Here is a 14,006-nt window from a genome sequence, read left to right as displayed (position 1 = left end):
TGGGAATTATGACCCATGGACGGCATCCGGAAGCTGGGCCGCAGGCACGCTGCCCCCCCCGACCCGAGGACAATGTTCCGCTCTGGCTGTCGCCCATTGCTTCCCGGTAGTGTCCGTTCTTCACTGGTCTCATGCCTCGCCTCGCGGTGAGTATGGTTGTCGACGTCATGACATCGTCTGCTTTGCCTGACAGCGAGCCGGCGAGCGTGGCGCCACCGGCGGCCAGCGTGAAGCAGCGGGACGCGCGCTTGCGACGGATGGTGGACGCTCATCTTGACTTCATCGGGCGGGTGCTCCGCAACGCGGGGACCCCTGCTGCCGAGATCGACGATGCGGTGCAACGCACCTTCATCGCGGCCGCGCAGCGGCTGGACGACGTCCGGCCAGGCGCCGAGAAGAGCTTTCTTCTCCAGACCGCGCTTCACGTAGCCGCCCACGCGCGCCGCAGCGCCGCGCGTCGGCGGGAGTTCCCCGCGGCCGAGCCGCCGGAGGTTGTGGACGCTGCGACACCCGAGCAGCTCACCAGCCAGAAACACGCGCGACAGATGCTCGATCAGGTCCTCGACCAGATGGAGTCAGATCTGCGGACCGTGTTCGTGCTGTACGAGTTCGAGGAGATGAGCATGGTGGAGATCGCCGGCGTGCTGGGGATCCCGCAGGGCACCGTGGCCTCTCGGCTACGAAGGGCCAGGGCCGATTTTCGTGAGCGCGTCCGCGCGCTGGAGCTCGTTTCGACGAGCGAGGTGAGACGATGATGGAACCACGTCGCCTACTGGATGAGAGCGACAACCCGCTCGAACGCGCGCTGCTGAGCGCAGGCGCATCGTATTCTACGTCACCGGAGACGCGCGCGAAGACGCTTGCCGCGCTGGGACTCGCCGGCGCTGCCGCCCTGTCGGCCAGCGTGGCGGCGCCTGCGGCGCTCTCCGCGGCAGGGGTGTCCTCTACGTCTTCGTCGCTCGCCGTGAAGCTCGGCTGGACCAAGATCCTCGTCGCGCTCTCGACGGTGGGCATGCTCGCGGGCATCCCGGCGGGCTACCTCGCCTGGCGCGGGCAAGACGCGTCGGAGGTCGCCGCGGCGCACCGCTTCGGCGCCGCGCTCGCCGACCCGGTCGCGCAGACGGCGGTCCAGGCGCCTGCGCAGGCGCCAGCCACGGCGCCGGCGCCGGTAGAGGCTGTCGCGGAGGAGACGATCGCCCCGGCGCTCGCTGGTGGCAGCAGCGCTGCGGCCACGAAGCTCGATCCCAAGCCGTCCGGTACGGGCGCCGCCCTGGAGGCAGAGCTCGGCGCGCTGGACGCGGCGCGCACGATGCTCGCGAGCGGGAACGCGCGAGGCGCGCTCTCGCTCCTGGACGCCTACTCCAGGACGCATCCGCGCGGGCGGCTGAGCCTCGAGGCCGAGGTCCTGCGGATCGACGCGCTCGCGAAGAGCGGCCGCTCCGACGCTGCGTCGCAGCGCGCCGCGGCATTTCTTCGCCGGCATCCAAACAGCGTGCTTGCTTCCCGGGTACGGCGCTATGTAAACAACTGAACTCTGGGTCATGCGTTGCCCTGCCCTCCTCCGTTCGTTCCGCGCAGCTTCCGGCGTCGCCGGTGCCTGGATGGCGGTGTGTGTGTTGCCTGGGTGTATGACCACGGTGGATTCGCTCGGCTACGACCGAATGAGCAGCGATGAGCTCGGCCCGCTGACGGGCCCCTCCGAGTACCCCAACGCGTTCCGCGACGTGCTCGGCAAGACGGACGAGGAGATCGCGGCCAAGATCGAGGACAGCTTCAATCAGCTCTTCTACGGCAATCCCAGCGACGAGACCGTCTACTACACGGTGCCTGGCAAGGAACAGGCTTACATCTGGGACGACTACCACAATAGCGTGCGCTCCGAGGGCATGGGCCTCGGGATGATCATCACGGTCGAGCTCGACAAGCGAGACGAGTTCGACCGGCTCTGGAGATACGCCAAGTCCACGCTCCAGCCCACGTCCGGTCCCAACCAGGGGTATCTCATGTCGTGGTGCGACACCCCGGCAGGCCCGATGTTGTGCGCCGATCCCTTTGGCCTCCAGCAGATCGCGATGGCGCTGTTCTTCGCCCACGGCCGCTGGGGGAGCGACACCGGGACCATCGACTATGGGCTGGACGCGATCAACTTGCTCGAGGTGATGCGCCACAAGGAGGCCCTGAACGGGGGAGTCGACTCGGGTGTGACGAACACCTTCGATTCGACGACGAAGCTCGTCTACGACTACCCGCACGTCTCGGCGGCGGACGTCACCCGTCCTTCCATCGAGATGCCCGCCTATTACGAGCTCTGGGCGCAGGCCATGCGCGACCCCTTCTGGTCCGACGCTGCCTCCAGCGCGCGCACACACTGGCAGGAGGCCGCGCACCCGAGCACCGGGCTCATCCCGGTGCGCACCCACTTCGACGGCACGCCGGTGCTCAACTGGGACTACTTCGGCTCCGAGGCCTACCGCACGCAGCTGAGCCTCGCGCTCGACCACGTCTGGTTCGGCGTCGACCCGTGGCAAGTGGAGGAGGCGGACCGGCTGCTCGGGTTCTTCTCGAAGCTGGGCATCGGCAAATACGGCGCGGTCTTCAAGATCGACGGCGCGATGCTCAACGCCACGCCGGAGTCGGCGCTCATCTTCATGAACGGGGTCACCGGGCTGGTCGCGACGACCGAAGATCGCGCCGATTACATCGCGGCGGTGTGGACGACGCCGCCGGCGACCGGGGAGACCCGCTACTTCTCGGGGTTGCTCCACATGCTCTCGCTGCTGACGCTGAGCGGGCAGTTTCGCGTGTACTGATCCGGCGCGAGCTCGCGCTCGCGAGGATTGTCGGCGGCGGAGGCGAGCCCTCCTCGCACGCGGGCTCCGGCAGGCACGAGAGCTCAGATGGGAGCAGGCGGCCGACAGAAAGCGGTGTGCGCGAGCTCACGAGGCTTCTTCCGGGCGAACGTCGGACAAGAGGAAAGCGGCGAGCGCGGCGCATCCGTACAGGCTCGAGGCAGGGGCCGTCTCTCGGATCACGTTGGCTTCGTTGTTGATGTTGAAAGTAATGTTCAATTTTCTTGCTTGTGGATCTCGCCGACGTCAAGCAAAAACGGGCACCGCTGGAGGGGGCCGGCCCGCGGCGCGGATACCGTGTTGATGCCTGTGTCCGGTCTGGATGGAAGAGCTGGTGTGCTCGAGTTTCCTGGCGCGCCGGGACGAACAAAGCTTTGGACGGGTGATCATCGGAGACCGGCGTTGGTTACAATGGGCGCCAGATGAAGCCTCGCCGCGCAGCACGTCCTCTCGCGATCTCCACGAAGTCCCTTGTCGCTCTCGTCCTCTCCGCGTCTCCGGCCATCGTCTTCGGCGCGGGCTGCGGCGTGGCGGACAGCGTGCCGATCCCGGGCGCAGGCGCGCTGGCGGGGGCAGGCGATGAGCCGACCAGCACGGGCGCCGCGAGCAGCGGCGCCGGGCCGAGCGGCGGGATCCCCGCGGACCACGGCGCGAGCTTGGGCGCGGCGGGCGCCCAGGCCATCGGGACCGTCGTCTCTCACCTCGATGTCGTCAGGATCATCGCTATCGGCGACACCGGCGAGGGAAACCTCGCGCAGAACCAGGTCGCCGATCGGATGAGCGAGAAGTGCATCGAGGTCGGGGGCTGTCATGCCGTGATGATGAACGGCGACAATTTCTACGACAACGGCGTGGCCGACACGGGCGATGCGCAGTGGGGTCCCAAGTTCGAGCAGCCCTACGACAGGGCCGGCCTGAACGGCCTCCCGTTCTATGCGGTGCTGGGGAACCACGACCACGGCCCCAGCAGCAACGGCGTGCGGCAAGCGCAGATCGACTACTCGCAGCTGCCCGTGGGCGACGGGCCCGGCATGCGGATGACCGGCAAGTGGCACATGCCCGCCTCGTACTACGACGTTCGCGTCGGTGACGTCCATCTCTTCGGGATCGATACCGTCGACTTCACCTCCGATGACCAGGCGCGCGACATGGGCGCGCGGGTCGCCGCCTCGGACGCCACCTGGAAGATCGTCTTTGGCCATCACCCCCGCTACACGTCTGGAGCTCACGCCTCGGACAACCCGTCGCTCGGGATGAGCGGGATGTTCGCCATGCAGCAGGCCATCTACTGCGGGGCCGACATGTATATGGCCGGCCACGACCACAACCTCGAGTTCATCGACAAGGGGCGAGACGAGGGCTGCCCGAGCACCTATTTCGCCATCAGCGGCGCCGGCTCGAAGACCCGCCCGGTGTCCCCCTCGGTCCCGACGGAGCGGGGGCAGCTCTTCTTCACGGACAAGACCGAGGGCTTCGCCTATCTGCGGTTCGAGGGGCGGAACCTGCTGTTCGAGTTCATCGACAAGCAAGGCGCGGTGATCTTCACGAAGACCATCTCCAAGTGAGCGGGCGCCGCGCTCGGCGGCCGAGCGACGCCGCGGCCGTCACCGGCGCTCGTCGTCGCGCGGCGCGCCGTCGCGCTCGTCGTTGCGCTCGCCGTCGCGCTCGTCGTCGCGTCGCTTCCCGAACGAGATCGTGTTCTCGGTGCCCGCGAGCATCCGCCGGATGTTCGGGATGTGCTTCAGCCAGACGAGCCCGGCGAGGAGCAGCGAGAGGCAGAGGGCCGGGGCGGCCCGCTCGCCGAGCAGCCAGAGGAAGAGGGGCAGGGCGAGGGCGCCGGCGAGGGAGCCCGCCGAGACCATGCGGGTCGCCCGCACGATGACCGCGAAGACGGCCAGCGTGGCGAGCGTGGATCGCGGCGCCAGCACGAGCAGGACGCCGCAGGAGGTCGCGACGCCCTTGCCGCCCCGCATCCCGAGGAAGACCGTGTAGTCGTGGCCCAGCACCGCGGTGAGGCCGCCCGCCGCGGCGACCCACCCGCCCGGCGCGACGGAGAGCCACGACGCGAGGGGCCCGGCGACGAGCGCGCCCTTCGCCACATCCGCGGCCAGGACGGCCAGGCCAGGCCCCCAGCCGAAGGCGCGCAAGACGTTCGTCGCGCCGATGTTCCCCGAGCCGACCTGGCGGAGGTCGACCCCTTTGACGAACCGCGCGAAGAGGTAGCCTGTCGGGATCGCTCCGAGGAGGTAGGCAAGGGCCAGGTAGATTGCCGTCATCTGCCGTCACCGCGCGCCTCCGTGCCCGCGCTCACGGCGGGTGTAGCACGCGCGCCGCGTCGAGCGCGCGCCAACGGGACCATGTCACGATGGCGATCATGGTATTCTGCGACGATGGCTGACCTGGCGCCCGTCTCGACCCGGAGTGGCCGCGCCCCCAAGATCGCGCTCGTCCTGGCCGGCGGCGCCGCCCGCGGAGCTTACGAGGTCGGCGTGGTGCAGCACATCCTCGAGGACGTCTCTCGCGATCTCGGCCGCGAGGCGCCGCTCGATATCCTGTGCGGCACCTCGGTCGGCGCCATCAACGTCTGTGGGCTCGCCGCGTTCGCGGACGAGGCGCGGAGCCGCGCGCGGCGGCTCGCCGGGGTGTGGACGCGCCTGCGCATCGACGACCTCGTGCGCCTCGACGTGCGCGGCGTGCTGGCGGTCGGGCACGACCTGCTCCGCGGGGGCGCCGCGAGCGCGCCCTCGAGCGGCCGCGCCGCGATCCTCGACACGTCGGGCCTCGAGCGGCAGATCGCGGAGGCCGTGCCCTTCGAGCGGATCGACGGCCACCTCGAGAGGGGGCTCCTGTCGGCGCTGACCGTGTCGACGACGCTGGTCAAGAGCGGCCGCACCGTCGTCTTCGTCCACCGCCGCGAGCCCGGCCTGCCGCCCTGGAGCCATGATCCGACGATTTCACCGCGCGCCACCGCGATCCGCGCGCAGCACGCGCTCGCCTCGTCGGCGCTCCCCATCCTGTTCCGCCCGGTGAGCATCGACGGAGAGCTCTACTGCGACGGCGGGCTGCGCCAGAACGTCCCTCTGTCGCCCGCGCGGCGCCTCGGCGCCGACGGCGTGATCGTGGTCAATCCGCGGTACATCGAGCCCGCGTCGAGCGCGGCCGACCGCGACGCGCCGGGCTTCCCCGGGCCCCTCTTCCTGCTCGGCAAGACGCTGAACGCGCTGATGCTCGACCGGATCGACAACGACCTGGCGCGCCTCGAGAGCATCAACGGGATCCTGGAGGCGGGGCGGCGGCGTTATGGAGAGAGCTTCATCGGCGAGCTCAACGACGAGCTCGGGCTGCCGCCGGGGCGCGCGCTGCGGCCGATGCGGTCGCTGCTCATCCGCGCCTCCAAGGACATCGGCAGCCTGGCGGCGGAGTTCGTGCGCTCCCCCGCGTTCCGCGCGCGGACTACCAGCGTGCTCGGCCGCGTGATGCGGCGCCTCGCCGAGGGAGACGAGCAGCGCGAGGCCGATTTCCTGTCTTACCTGCTGTTCGACGGGGAGTTCGCCGGGGCGCTCATCGAGATAGGCCGCGCGGACGCGCGCGCGCGGCACGAGGAGCTGTGCGCGTTCTTCGAGCGGGCGCTGAGGCCGGGCGGGTTCGAGGAGCGGGCGCCCTGAGGGGATCGGGAGACACGCTCTGGATCCGTCCGGATCCTCCCGGGCGCCGACGCTCAGACGATGTCGGGGCGCTCGGCGCCTATCTCGGCGCGAGCTCCGCGCGGCCGCGGCGCCCGGTGTAGACTCGCGCCGCGAGATGGCACCTTCGGATCCCTTCGGCTGGGTGGGCGCGACGATCGGCGGCAAGTACCGGCTCGACGCCGTGGTCGGCGAGGGCGGGTTCGGCGTCGTCTACCGCGGCCAGCACCTCGGGTTCGACGAGCCGGTCGCGGTCAAGTGCCTGAAGCTGCTCGGATCGCTGGCCCCTGCGGAGCGCGCGTCGTTCCAGCGGATGCTCCTCGACGAGGGGCGGCTCCTCCACCGCCTCTCCCGCGCGAGCGCCGGCATCGTGCAGGCCCTCGACACCGGCGCCGCGGTCTCGCCGTCGGGCGAGTGGACGCCGTATCTCGTGCTCGAGTGGCTCCATGGCGTGCCGCTCGACCGCGAGATCGCCGAGCGGCGGGCCCGCGGCGATGCGGCGCGCCCGCTCGCCGAGGCGGTCGCCCTGCTCGCGCCCGCGGCGTACGCGCTCGATGTCGCGCACGCGCAGGGCGTCGCCCACCGCGACGTCAAGCCGGCCAACCTGTTCCTCGCGGAGATCGGCGGCCGGCGCACGCTGAAGGTCCTCGACTTCGGCATCGCCAAGGTGCTCGGCGAGCTCTCGAGCATGACGCAGGCGATGGCCGAGACAGGGAGCGCGCTCCGGGCCTTCACCGTCCATTACGGCGCGCCGGAGCAGTTTCACCACCGCTTCGGCGCGACCGGGCCGTGGACCGATGTCTTCGCGCTCGCCTTGGTGCTCATCGAGGTCGCCTCGGGTAACCGCGCCCTCCTGGGAAGCGACGTCACGCAGCTCTACATCGCGGCGACCGATCCGGCGTTCCGCCCGAGCTTGCAGGGCGCGGGCGTGAGCGCGCCCGACGCCGTCGAGGCGGTGGTGCGCCGCGCGCTCGCCATCGACCCGCGAGAGCGCTACCGCACGGCAGGCGAGCTCTGGGGAGCGCTCGAGGCTGCGATGGCGACGGTCGCGCCCGCCGGCGCTGTCGCGCTCGCGGCGGGCAGCCCGCCTGCGGGCGCAGCGCCCGGCGCTGCGGCGCTGGGCGTGGCGGGGACGGAGCGCGTGGCCGCAGGCCCGCCCGCCGGCGGGCTTCCCACGTCCGTCGGTGCGCCGCCCACGCCGTCCCTCACGACGATGCGCGGCCTGGCCACGAGCGCGCCGCCGCAGGCAGCCCCGCAACCGGCGTCGCCCCCTCCCGCGCCGCAGGCCGCCAGGGCCGCTCCGCGGCGGCGCCTGTTGCCCGCGCTCGCCTCGGCGGCCGCGCTGGCCGCCGCGGCCGGCGCAGGCGCCGTCGCGTTCGTCCGTTACCGCGCGCCCGACGATGCGCGGCCGGCGCGTGTGCTGGGCGGCCTGACCGCGCCCCAGATGAAGGCGCCGCTCCGGCCCGACATGGTCCGGGTGCCGGCGGGCCACTTCACGATGGGCAGCGAGAAGGGCGGCAAATCCGAGCGCCCGCCCCATGACGTGACGCTGACCCGCGCGTTCGACGTCGATCGTACCGAGGTGACGGTCGCCGCCTACCAGCGCTGCGTCGAGGCGGGCCGGTGCACGCCGAGCGGCCTGCACGGCCCTCGCGCGACCGACGCCGACGTCGAGCAGCGCGGCGCGCTCTGCACCGCGGCGGATCCCGCGAAGTCGCAACACCCGATCTCGTGCGTCGACCAGGCGCAAGCGGCCGCGTACTGCGCCTTCGCCGGAAAGCGGCTCCCGACCGAGGCCGAGTGGGAATACGCCGCCCGCGGCGCCGACGGCCGCGAGTATCCGTGGGGCAACGAGGCGCCAGGGTGCGCGCACGCGATCGTGTCTCGGCCTCCTGGGCAGGGCTGCGGCGGGCGCGGCAAGGGCACCCAGGAGGTCGGCTCGGCCAAGGCCGGAGCGAGCCCGTCGGGCGCGCTCGACATGGCGGGCAACGTCTGGGAATGGGTGGCCGACGGCTGGGATCCGGGCGTGTACGCCAGAGGCGCCCAGACAGATCCCCAGGTGCCGGCGACCGGCAGCAGGGGCGTGCTCCGGGGTGGATCGTGGGACTTCTCCGCTAGCACCGCAAAGGCGACATTCCGGCTGGCGTACGATCGTGAGGCAGGTGACGTATCGACCGGGTTTCGTTGCGTTCGCTCGGTCGATTGAACACGAGGTCGCCAGAGCGGGCGGCGGGGAAGCGCGGAAGCGCGGATCAACCGGCCAGGCTCATTTCAGCCGCGCCGCGGATAGGCTATCTATCCCATCTTGGTCGAAGGTCGATTCACACGCCCGGTCGCGAGGTAGGATGTGGGGATAGATAGGTAGAGCCGTGCGATCGGGCACACGAGGCCAGATCACCGCGGGCACGTCCTCCCATGCGGCCGGCGAGGTCGACCCGGCGCATGAGCCCGGTGACTCCGCTTCCTCACCGGTCAACCCCTGCTGCGCCCCCAGGAGCCCATGCAAGAATCCGAGAACATGATCTCCATTGAGGAACGCCGGATGCAACGCGTCATCGATGCGGTTGCGCTCGCGTCCACCGGAGAGGTCGAGCTCGCGTTGACGCAGCTCGCGGAGGTCGAACACGACGCCTTCGGGGTGATCGAGGAGGCTCTGCGCGTCTTTCTCTCCGAGCTCTCCGTGACCACGCAGCAGAAGAGCCAGGCGCTCGCCGCGCTCGCCACCTCGAAGCGAGAGCTCGAGCATCAGCTCGACACCATCCAGCGCCAGGAGTGCGCGATCCGGGAGCTCTCGGTGCCGATCATCGATATCTGGCACGGCATCCTCACGCTCCCGCTCGTCGGGCTGTTCGACTCGGTGCGCGCCGTCGAGGTGACCGAGCGGCTCCTCGTGCGCGTGGCGGAGGACAGCGACGTCGAATGGGTGATCCTCGATCTGACCGGCGTCACGCTCATCGACTCCATGACCGCCCAGCACCTCATCAAGCTGGCTCAGGCGGTGCAACTCCTCGGCGCGCGCTGCGTCCTCACCGGCCTGGGCGGTCATGTCGCGGAGACGCTCGTCGCGATCGGGGTCGCGTTCGATGAGCTGAACCCGATGCGCAGCCTGCGGGAGGGGCTCAGGTTCTGTCTTGCGCAGCGCGGGCGCACGATCTCACCGAGGTGATCCGCGGAGCTCCGGTCCGCGCGCGGCGTCGCGCAAGGCGGCGCCCTGAGCCGCAGCGACGCCCCGCGGCGGAGCGCTCGGCCGCTCGCCTCGGCGTGATGATCCGCGCGGCGTCGCCTTTGCGGAGTGCAGCCGGTGCGCCAAGGGATATTCTGTTCCAGCGCATGGAGAACGCGACGATTCCGGCTCGCTTCCAGGACACCGCAGACGCCCGCCGTCGCTTCGGCGACCAGCTCGATCGCCTGGGGCCCTTCCTGCTCCGCGTCGATCCGGCGGCCGACGCCGTCGTGGAGTCGTTCGCGTCGATGTCCCCGGGCCAGGGCTTCCGCCTCCTGGAGGCTGCCCTCGCGCGCGGCATCGACGATGACCGCACGGCGAAAGAGGCGCCGGCCGAGCTGCGGGCGCTCTTCGCGTCGGTCGATCACGTGCCCCTCTGGGTGGACTGGGAGGCGGTGAACCGCGGCGGGGCGGCGTTCCTGCGCACGGGCTTCCTCGGAGGGATCCTGCTCGCGATGCAGTCGCTCGTCCTCGGGTACGCGTCGCCTGGCGGGAACAAGCCGCTCGTCTTGTCGGGGAGGCTCCGCGAGCAGGCCGCGCGCCGCCTCGCCGAGACGAGCCGGTTCGTCTACGCCGTGAGCCAGGCGAACGGAATGCGCCGCTCCGGCGAGGGCTTCGCGATCACCGTCAAGGTGCGCGTCATGCACGCGCAGGTGCGGCGCCTCATCCGCGCGAGCGGCCGGTGGCAGACGGCTCTCTGGGGCGAGCCGATCAACCAGCACGACATGGTGGCGACGGCGCTGCTCTTCTCGGTCGCGGTCATCGACGGCCTCGACAAGCTCGCCTACCGCTTCACGCCCGCCCAGAGGGAGGACCTCGTCCACCTGTGGCGCTACGTGGCCCACGTCATCGGCGTCGAGCCCGAGCTCATCCCCGGGTCCTACGCCGAGGCGCGAAGGCTGGCCGAAATGATCTTCGCGACGCAGGGCGCGCCGGACCACGACTCGCGCATGCTCGTGGACGCGCTGCTCACCGGCAAGGTCCGCAGCGCGCGCACCGCCGGCGAGCGCCGGAGCGCCGAGCGGTTCATGGCCATCTCCTGCAGCCTCTCCAGGGCCGTGCTGGGCGACGAGCTCGCCGAGCAGCTCGGCGTGCCCCGGCAGCGCGCGCCCCTCGTCGTGCCGCTGCTCCGCGCGATCGCCGCCGCGTCGAGCCGCGCGCACGCGCTGCCGCCCCTGCAGGATCTCGCGCTCGATCTCGGCGACCTCCGCTGGCGGCGCGTCATCTCCATGGGCCTCGGCGGCCGCCCGGCCGACTTCGCGCCTCCGGAGCGCTTGGCCGGCAGCGGCACCTGAGCGCACCTGAGCGGTCGCGCCGCTCGCAGGGCGAGGCGGCTGCGGCGCCGGATGTCCAGGGCGATGGCGTGGGAGCGGGCGCGGCAGTCGGGGTTGAACCGCCGTCCGGTTCTGCGGTACGAGACCTCCGGCATGGAGATCATCCCTTACGGCGGTTGGAAGCGCGCCGCGCGCCTCGTCTGCGGCGACACGGAGCTCGTCGTCACGCTCGACATCGGCCCGCGCATCATGCGGTACGGCGTCATCGGCGGCCCGAACGAGTTCTCCGAGATCCCCGAGGACCAGGGCGCGACAGGCGGGACCAAGTACAGGTTCTACGGCGGTCACCGGCTCTGGATCGGCCCCGAGGACGAGCAGCGGACGTTGCAGCCCGACAACGATCCGGTCGAGCACCGGGAGGAGAACGGCGCGCTCGTGCTCCGGACCGCGCCGGACAGGTACGGAATGCAGAAGGAGGTCCGCATCGCGGCGGACGCCGCGGCGGGCAGGTTCGTCATCGATCATGCGATCGAGAACCACAGCGCCTATGCCGTCGAGTTCGCCCCGTGGTCGCTCTCCGTGATGGCGGCCGGCGGCGAGTGCCTGTTCCCGCAGGCGCCGTTCGTCCCGCACCCCGATCGCGTCTTGCCGGCGCGGCCGCTCGTGCTGTGGTCGTATACCGACATGGCCGAGCCCCGGTGGACCTGGGGCAAGCGCGTGATCCGCCTGCGGCAGGTCGCCGGCAAGGACCCGCAGAAGGTGGGTGCGCTCGTGAGCCAGGGCTACGCGGCGTACGCGAACCACGGGAACGTGTTCCTGAAGCGGTTCCCGTTCATCGAGGGCGCCAGGTACCCGGACATGGGGTGCAACTTCGAGACGTTCACGAACGCGGACATGCTCGAGATCGAGTCGCTCGGCCCGCTGCAGCACGTGGAGCCCGGCGCCCGCGTGGAGCACCGGGAGGCGTGGTATCTCATCAAGGGCGCTCAGCCGCCCGCCGAGGACGGCGCGTGCGCGGACTGGCTCGAGGCGCTGGCGCAGGCGCGGCCGCTCTGAACCGCCGCTCCTGAGCGCGTGGCGTTCGGCTCTCCTCGCCATCGCCCATCGCGCCCCCGCGGGCGGCGGCGAACGGCGCTCAGGCCTCCACCTTGACGGCCGCGCGCCCCAGGAACCCCTCCACGAGCGCCACGCCGACGAGCTGGCCGGCGCTCCAGCAGGCCAGGCGGAGCGCGAGCGGCAATCCAGATTCGCCGTGCCCGGGACCCGCGGCACCCGTGGAAGGGTTGGCTCGTCCCGCGCGCTCGGCTATGCGGAGGCTCATGCCGCTCCACCCCCTCGCAGGCCGCAAGGCCCCTCCCGATGTGCTGATCGATCCCGACACGCTGCGCGCGCAGTACTACAGCGAGCGCCCCGACATGGGCGATCCGCAGCAGCGCGTCGCCTTCGGCACCTCAGGCCACCGCGGCTCGGCTGCCCGGCGCAGCTTCAACGAGGCGCACGTCCTCGCGATCGCGCAGGCCATCTGCGAGTACCGCGCGAAGGAGGGCACGACGGGCTCGCTCTACCTCGGCATGGACACGCACGCGCTCTCGGAGCCGGCGCAGCGCAGCGTCATCGAGGTCTTCGCGGCCAACGGCGTCGACGTCCTCATCGCCGAGCGGAGCGGCGTCACGCCGACGCCGGCCATCTCGCACGCGATCCTCACGGCCAACCGCGGGCGCACCTCGGGGCTCGCGGACGGCGTGGTGATCACGCCGTCGCACAACCCGCCCGACGACGGCGGCATCAAGTACAACCCGCCGAACGGCGGGCCGGCCGACACCGCCGTCACCGGCTGGATCGAGGATCGCGCCAACGAGCTGCTCCGCGAAGGCAACGCGGGCGTGAAGCGCACGCCCTACGAGGCCGCGCTGCGCGCGCCGACGACCCACCCGTACGATTTCATCGGCCCCTACGTCGCCGATCTCGGCAACGTGGTCGATCTCGAGGCCGTCCGCGGCGCGAAGCTGCGCATCGGCGTCGATCCGCTCGGCGGCTCGAACATCGCGTACTGGGCGCCTATCGCTGAGAAATTCGGGCTGGATATCACCGTGGTGAACCAGGCCGTCGACCCCACCTTCGGCTTCATGCCCCTCGATCACGACGGCAAGATCCGCATGGACTGCTCGTCGCCCCACGCGATGGCGAACCTCATCGCGCTCAAGGACGACTACGATCTCGCGTTCGGCAACGACGCCGACTCGGATCGCCACGGCATCGTCACGCGCAGCGCCGGGCTGATGAACCCGAACCATTACCTCGCCGTGGCGGTGTCCTACCTCTTCCGGAACCGCCCGCTCTGGCGGCCCGACGCGGCCGTGGGCAAGACGCTCGTCTCGAGCAGCATGATCGATCGGGTGGCGAAGGACCTCGGCCGCCCGCTCCGCGAGGTGCCGGTCGGCTTCAAGTGGTTCGTCGACGGGCTGCTCGACGGCTCGCTCGGCTTCGGCGGCGAGGAGAGCGCGGGCGCCTCGTTCCTGCGGAAGAACGGGCAGGTGTGGTCGACGGACAAGGACGGAATCCTCCTCGACCTGCTCGCCGCCGAGATCCTCGCCCGCACGGGGCGCGATCCGGCCGAGCACTACCGCGACCTCACCGCGCGGTTCGGCGCGCCGATCTACACGCGCATCGACGCGCCGGCCACGCCGAGCCAGAAGAGCGTGCTCAAGAAGCTCTCCCCCGACGCGGTGCGCGCCAAGACCCTCGCGGGCGAGCCGATCACCGCGAAGCTCACGCGCGCGCCCGGCAACGGCGGCGAGATCGGCGGGCTCAAGGTCGTCGCGGAGAACGGCTGGTTCGCCGCGCGCCCGTCGGGCACCGAGGACGTTTACAAGATCTACGCGGAGAGCTTCAAGGACCAGGCGCACCTCGATCGCGTGCTCGACGAGGCGCGCGCGATGGTCACCGACGCGCTGTCGGCCAAGTGAGCTTCCCGGGC

The 14,006-nt window shown here is 71.0% G+C and carries 12 protein-coding genes; 10 read left to right on the top strand and 2 right to left on the bottom strand.

The window, feature by feature from the left end; translation table 11 throughout:
- Nucleotides 1–167 precede the first annotated feature (167 nt).
- The 4 genes from WMF14_RS30670 to WMF14_RS30655 all read left to right on the top strand — a co-directional run bounded on the left by WMF14_RS30670 (nucleotide 168) and on the right by WMF14_RS30655 (nucleotide 4,414).
- Nucleotides 168–755 (top strand): RNA polymerase sigma factor, encoded by a 588-nt coding sequence (locus WMF14_RS30670; RefSeq protein ID WP_272094452.1) that lies wholly within the window; start codon nucleotides 168–170, stop codon nucleotides 753–755.
- The gene (locus WMF14_RS30665) at nucleotides 752–1,531 is read left to right on the top strand and encodes a hypothetical protein (RefSeq protein WP_272094451.1); all 780 of its coding nucleotides are present in this window, start codon (nucleotides 752–754) and stop codon (nucleotides 1,529–1,531) included. Before WMF14_RS30670 ends, WMF14_RS30665 begins: the two co-directional genes overlap by 4 nt.
- Nucleotides 1,532–1,628: 97 nt before the next feature.
- Entirely contained in the window at nucleotides 1,629–2,810 is a 1,182-nt protein-coding gene (locus WMF14_RS30660; protein WP_437791906.1) for a glycosyl hydrolase family 8, read from the top strand.
- 461 nt (nucleotides 2,811–3,271) lie between these two features.
- Nucleotides 3,272–4,414 carry a purple acid phosphatase family protein gene (locus tag WMF14_RS30655; protein ID WP_437791903.1) on the top strand — a complete coding sequence of 381 codons (1,143 nt, stop codon included), beginning with the start codon at nucleotides 3,272–3,274 and terminating at the stop codon, nucleotides 4,412–4,414.
- A 39-nt stretch (nucleotides 4,415–4,453) separates the two neighbouring features.
- On the opposite strand, the gene plsY is transcribed toward WMF14_RS30655, so the two are convergent.
- A complete protein-coding gene (plsY, locus tag WMF14_RS30650; RefSeq protein ID WP_437791901.1) occupies nucleotides 4,454–5,125 on the bottom strand; it encodes a glycerol-3-phosphate 1-O-acyltransferase PlsY in 672 nt (223 codons plus the stop codon).
- A 114-nt stretch (nucleotides 5,126–5,239) separates the two neighbouring features.
- Between plsY and WMF14_RS30645 the strand changes: the two genes are divergently transcribed.
- The 5 genes from WMF14_RS30645 (at nucleotide 5,240) to WMF14_RS30625 (ending at nucleotide 12,085) form a co-directional block, all read left to right on the top strand.
- A complete protein-coding gene (locus WMF14_RS30645) occupies nucleotides 5,240–6,514 on the top strand; it encodes a patatin-like phospholipase family protein (protein ID WP_437323528.1) in 1,275 nt (424 codons plus the stop codon).
- Between the two features lie 136 nt (nucleotides 6,515–6,650).
- On the top strand, nucleotides 6,651–8,738 hold the full coding sequence (locus tag WMF14_RS30640; protein WP_437791897.1) for an SUMF1/EgtB/PvdO family nonheme iron enzyme: 2,088 nt from the start codon (nucleotides 6,651–6,653) through the stop codon (nucleotides 8,736–8,738).
- A 336-nt stretch (nucleotides 8,739–9,074) separates the two neighbouring features.
- Nucleotides 9,075–9,698, top strand: a complete 624-nt coding sequence (locus WMF14_RS30635; RefSeq protein ID WP_437791894.1) for an STAS domain-containing protein — start codon at nucleotides 9,075–9,077, stop codon at nucleotides 9,696–9,698.
- Between the two features lie 164 nt (nucleotides 9,699–9,862).
- A complete protein-coding gene (locus tag WMF14_RS30630; RefSeq protein WP_437791891.1) occupies nucleotides 9,863–11,050 on the top strand; it encodes an oxygenase MpaB family protein in 1,188 nt (395 codons plus the stop codon).
- Nucleotides 11,051–11,182: 132 nt separating this feature from the next.
- Entirely contained in the window at nucleotides 11,183–12,085 is a 903-nt protein-coding gene (locus tag WMF14_RS30625) for a hypothetical protein (protein ID WP_437791888.1), read from the top strand.
- Between the two features lie 79 nt (nucleotides 12,086–12,164).
- Here the strand turns inward: WMF14_RS30625 and WMF14_RS30620 are convergent, their stop codons facing one another.
- Entirely contained in the window at nucleotides 12,165–12,350 is a 186-nt protein-coding gene (locus tag WMF14_RS30620) for a hypothetical protein (RefSeq protein WP_272094442.1), read from the bottom strand.
- Here WMF14_RS30620 and pgm point away from each other — a divergent pair.
- Nucleotides 12,349–13,995, top strand: coding sequence for a phosphoglucomutase (alpha-D-glucose-1,6-bisphosphate-dependent) (pgm, locus tag WMF14_RS30615; protein WP_437791885.1), 1,647 nt, complete (start codon nucleotides 12,349–12,351; stop codon nucleotides 13,993–13,995). The two genes, WMF14_RS30620 and pgm, sit on opposite strands and share 2 nt — an antisense overlap.
- Nucleotides 13,996–14,006: the final 11 nt, after the last annotated feature.

The sequence above is a fragment of the Sorangium sp. So ce693 genome (assembly GCF_051521375.1).
Classification (GTDB): Bacteria; Myxococcota_A; Polyangia; order Polyangiales; family Polyangiaceae; genus Sorangium; species Sorangium atrum.
The sequence above is the reverse complement of the archived record's forward strand: the minus strand, read 5'-3'. Positions and strand labels throughout refer to the sequence as shown.

Coding starts and splice junctions, on each gene's coding strand:
- WMF14_RS30645 (WP_437323528.1), top strand. CDS start 5,240: ATGGCTGACCTGGCGCCCGTCTCGACCCGGAGTGGCCGCGCCCCCAAG.
- WMF14_RS30635 (WP_437791894.1), top strand. CDS start 9,075: ATGCAACGCGTCATCGATGCGGTTGCGCTCGCGTCCACCGGAGAGGTC.
- WMF14_RS30625 (WP_437791888.1), top strand. CDS start 11,183: ATGGAGATCATCCCTTACGGCGGTTGGAAGCGCGCCGCGCGCCTCGTC.
- WMF14_RS30660 (WP_437791906.1), top strand. CDS start 1,629: ATGACCACGGTGGATTCGCTCGGCTACGACCGAATGAGCAGCGATGAG.
- WMF14_RS30670 (WP_272094452.1), top strand. CDS start 168: ATGACATCGTCTGCTTTGCCTGACAGCGAGCCGGCGAGCGTGGCGCCA.
- WMF14_RS30630 (WP_437791891.1), top strand. CDS start 9,863: ATGGAGAACGCGACGATTCCGGCTCGCTTCCAGGACACCGCAGACGCC.
- WMF14_RS30620 (WP_272094442.1), bottom strand. CDS start 12,350: ATGAGCCTCCGCATAGCCGAGCGCGCGGGACGAGCCAACCCTTCCACG.
- WMF14_RS30655 (WP_437791903.1), top strand. CDS start 3,272: ATGAAGCCTCGCCGCGCAGCACGTCCTCTCGCGATCTCCACGAAGTCC.
- plsY (WP_437791901.1), bottom strand. CDS start 5,125: ATGACGGCAATCTACCTGGCCCTTGCCTACCTCCTCGGAGCGATCCCG.
- WMF14_RS30665 (WP_272094451.1), top strand. CDS start 752: ATGATGGAACCACGTCGCCTACTGGATGAGAGCGACAACCCGCTCGAA.
- pgm (WP_437791885.1), top strand. CDS start 12,349: ATGCCGCTCCACCCCCTCGCAGGCCGCAAGGCCCCTCCCGATGTGCTG.
- WMF14_RS30640 (WP_437791897.1), top strand. CDS start 6,651: ATGGCACCTTCGGATCCCTTCGGCTGGGTGGGCGCGACGATCGGCGGC.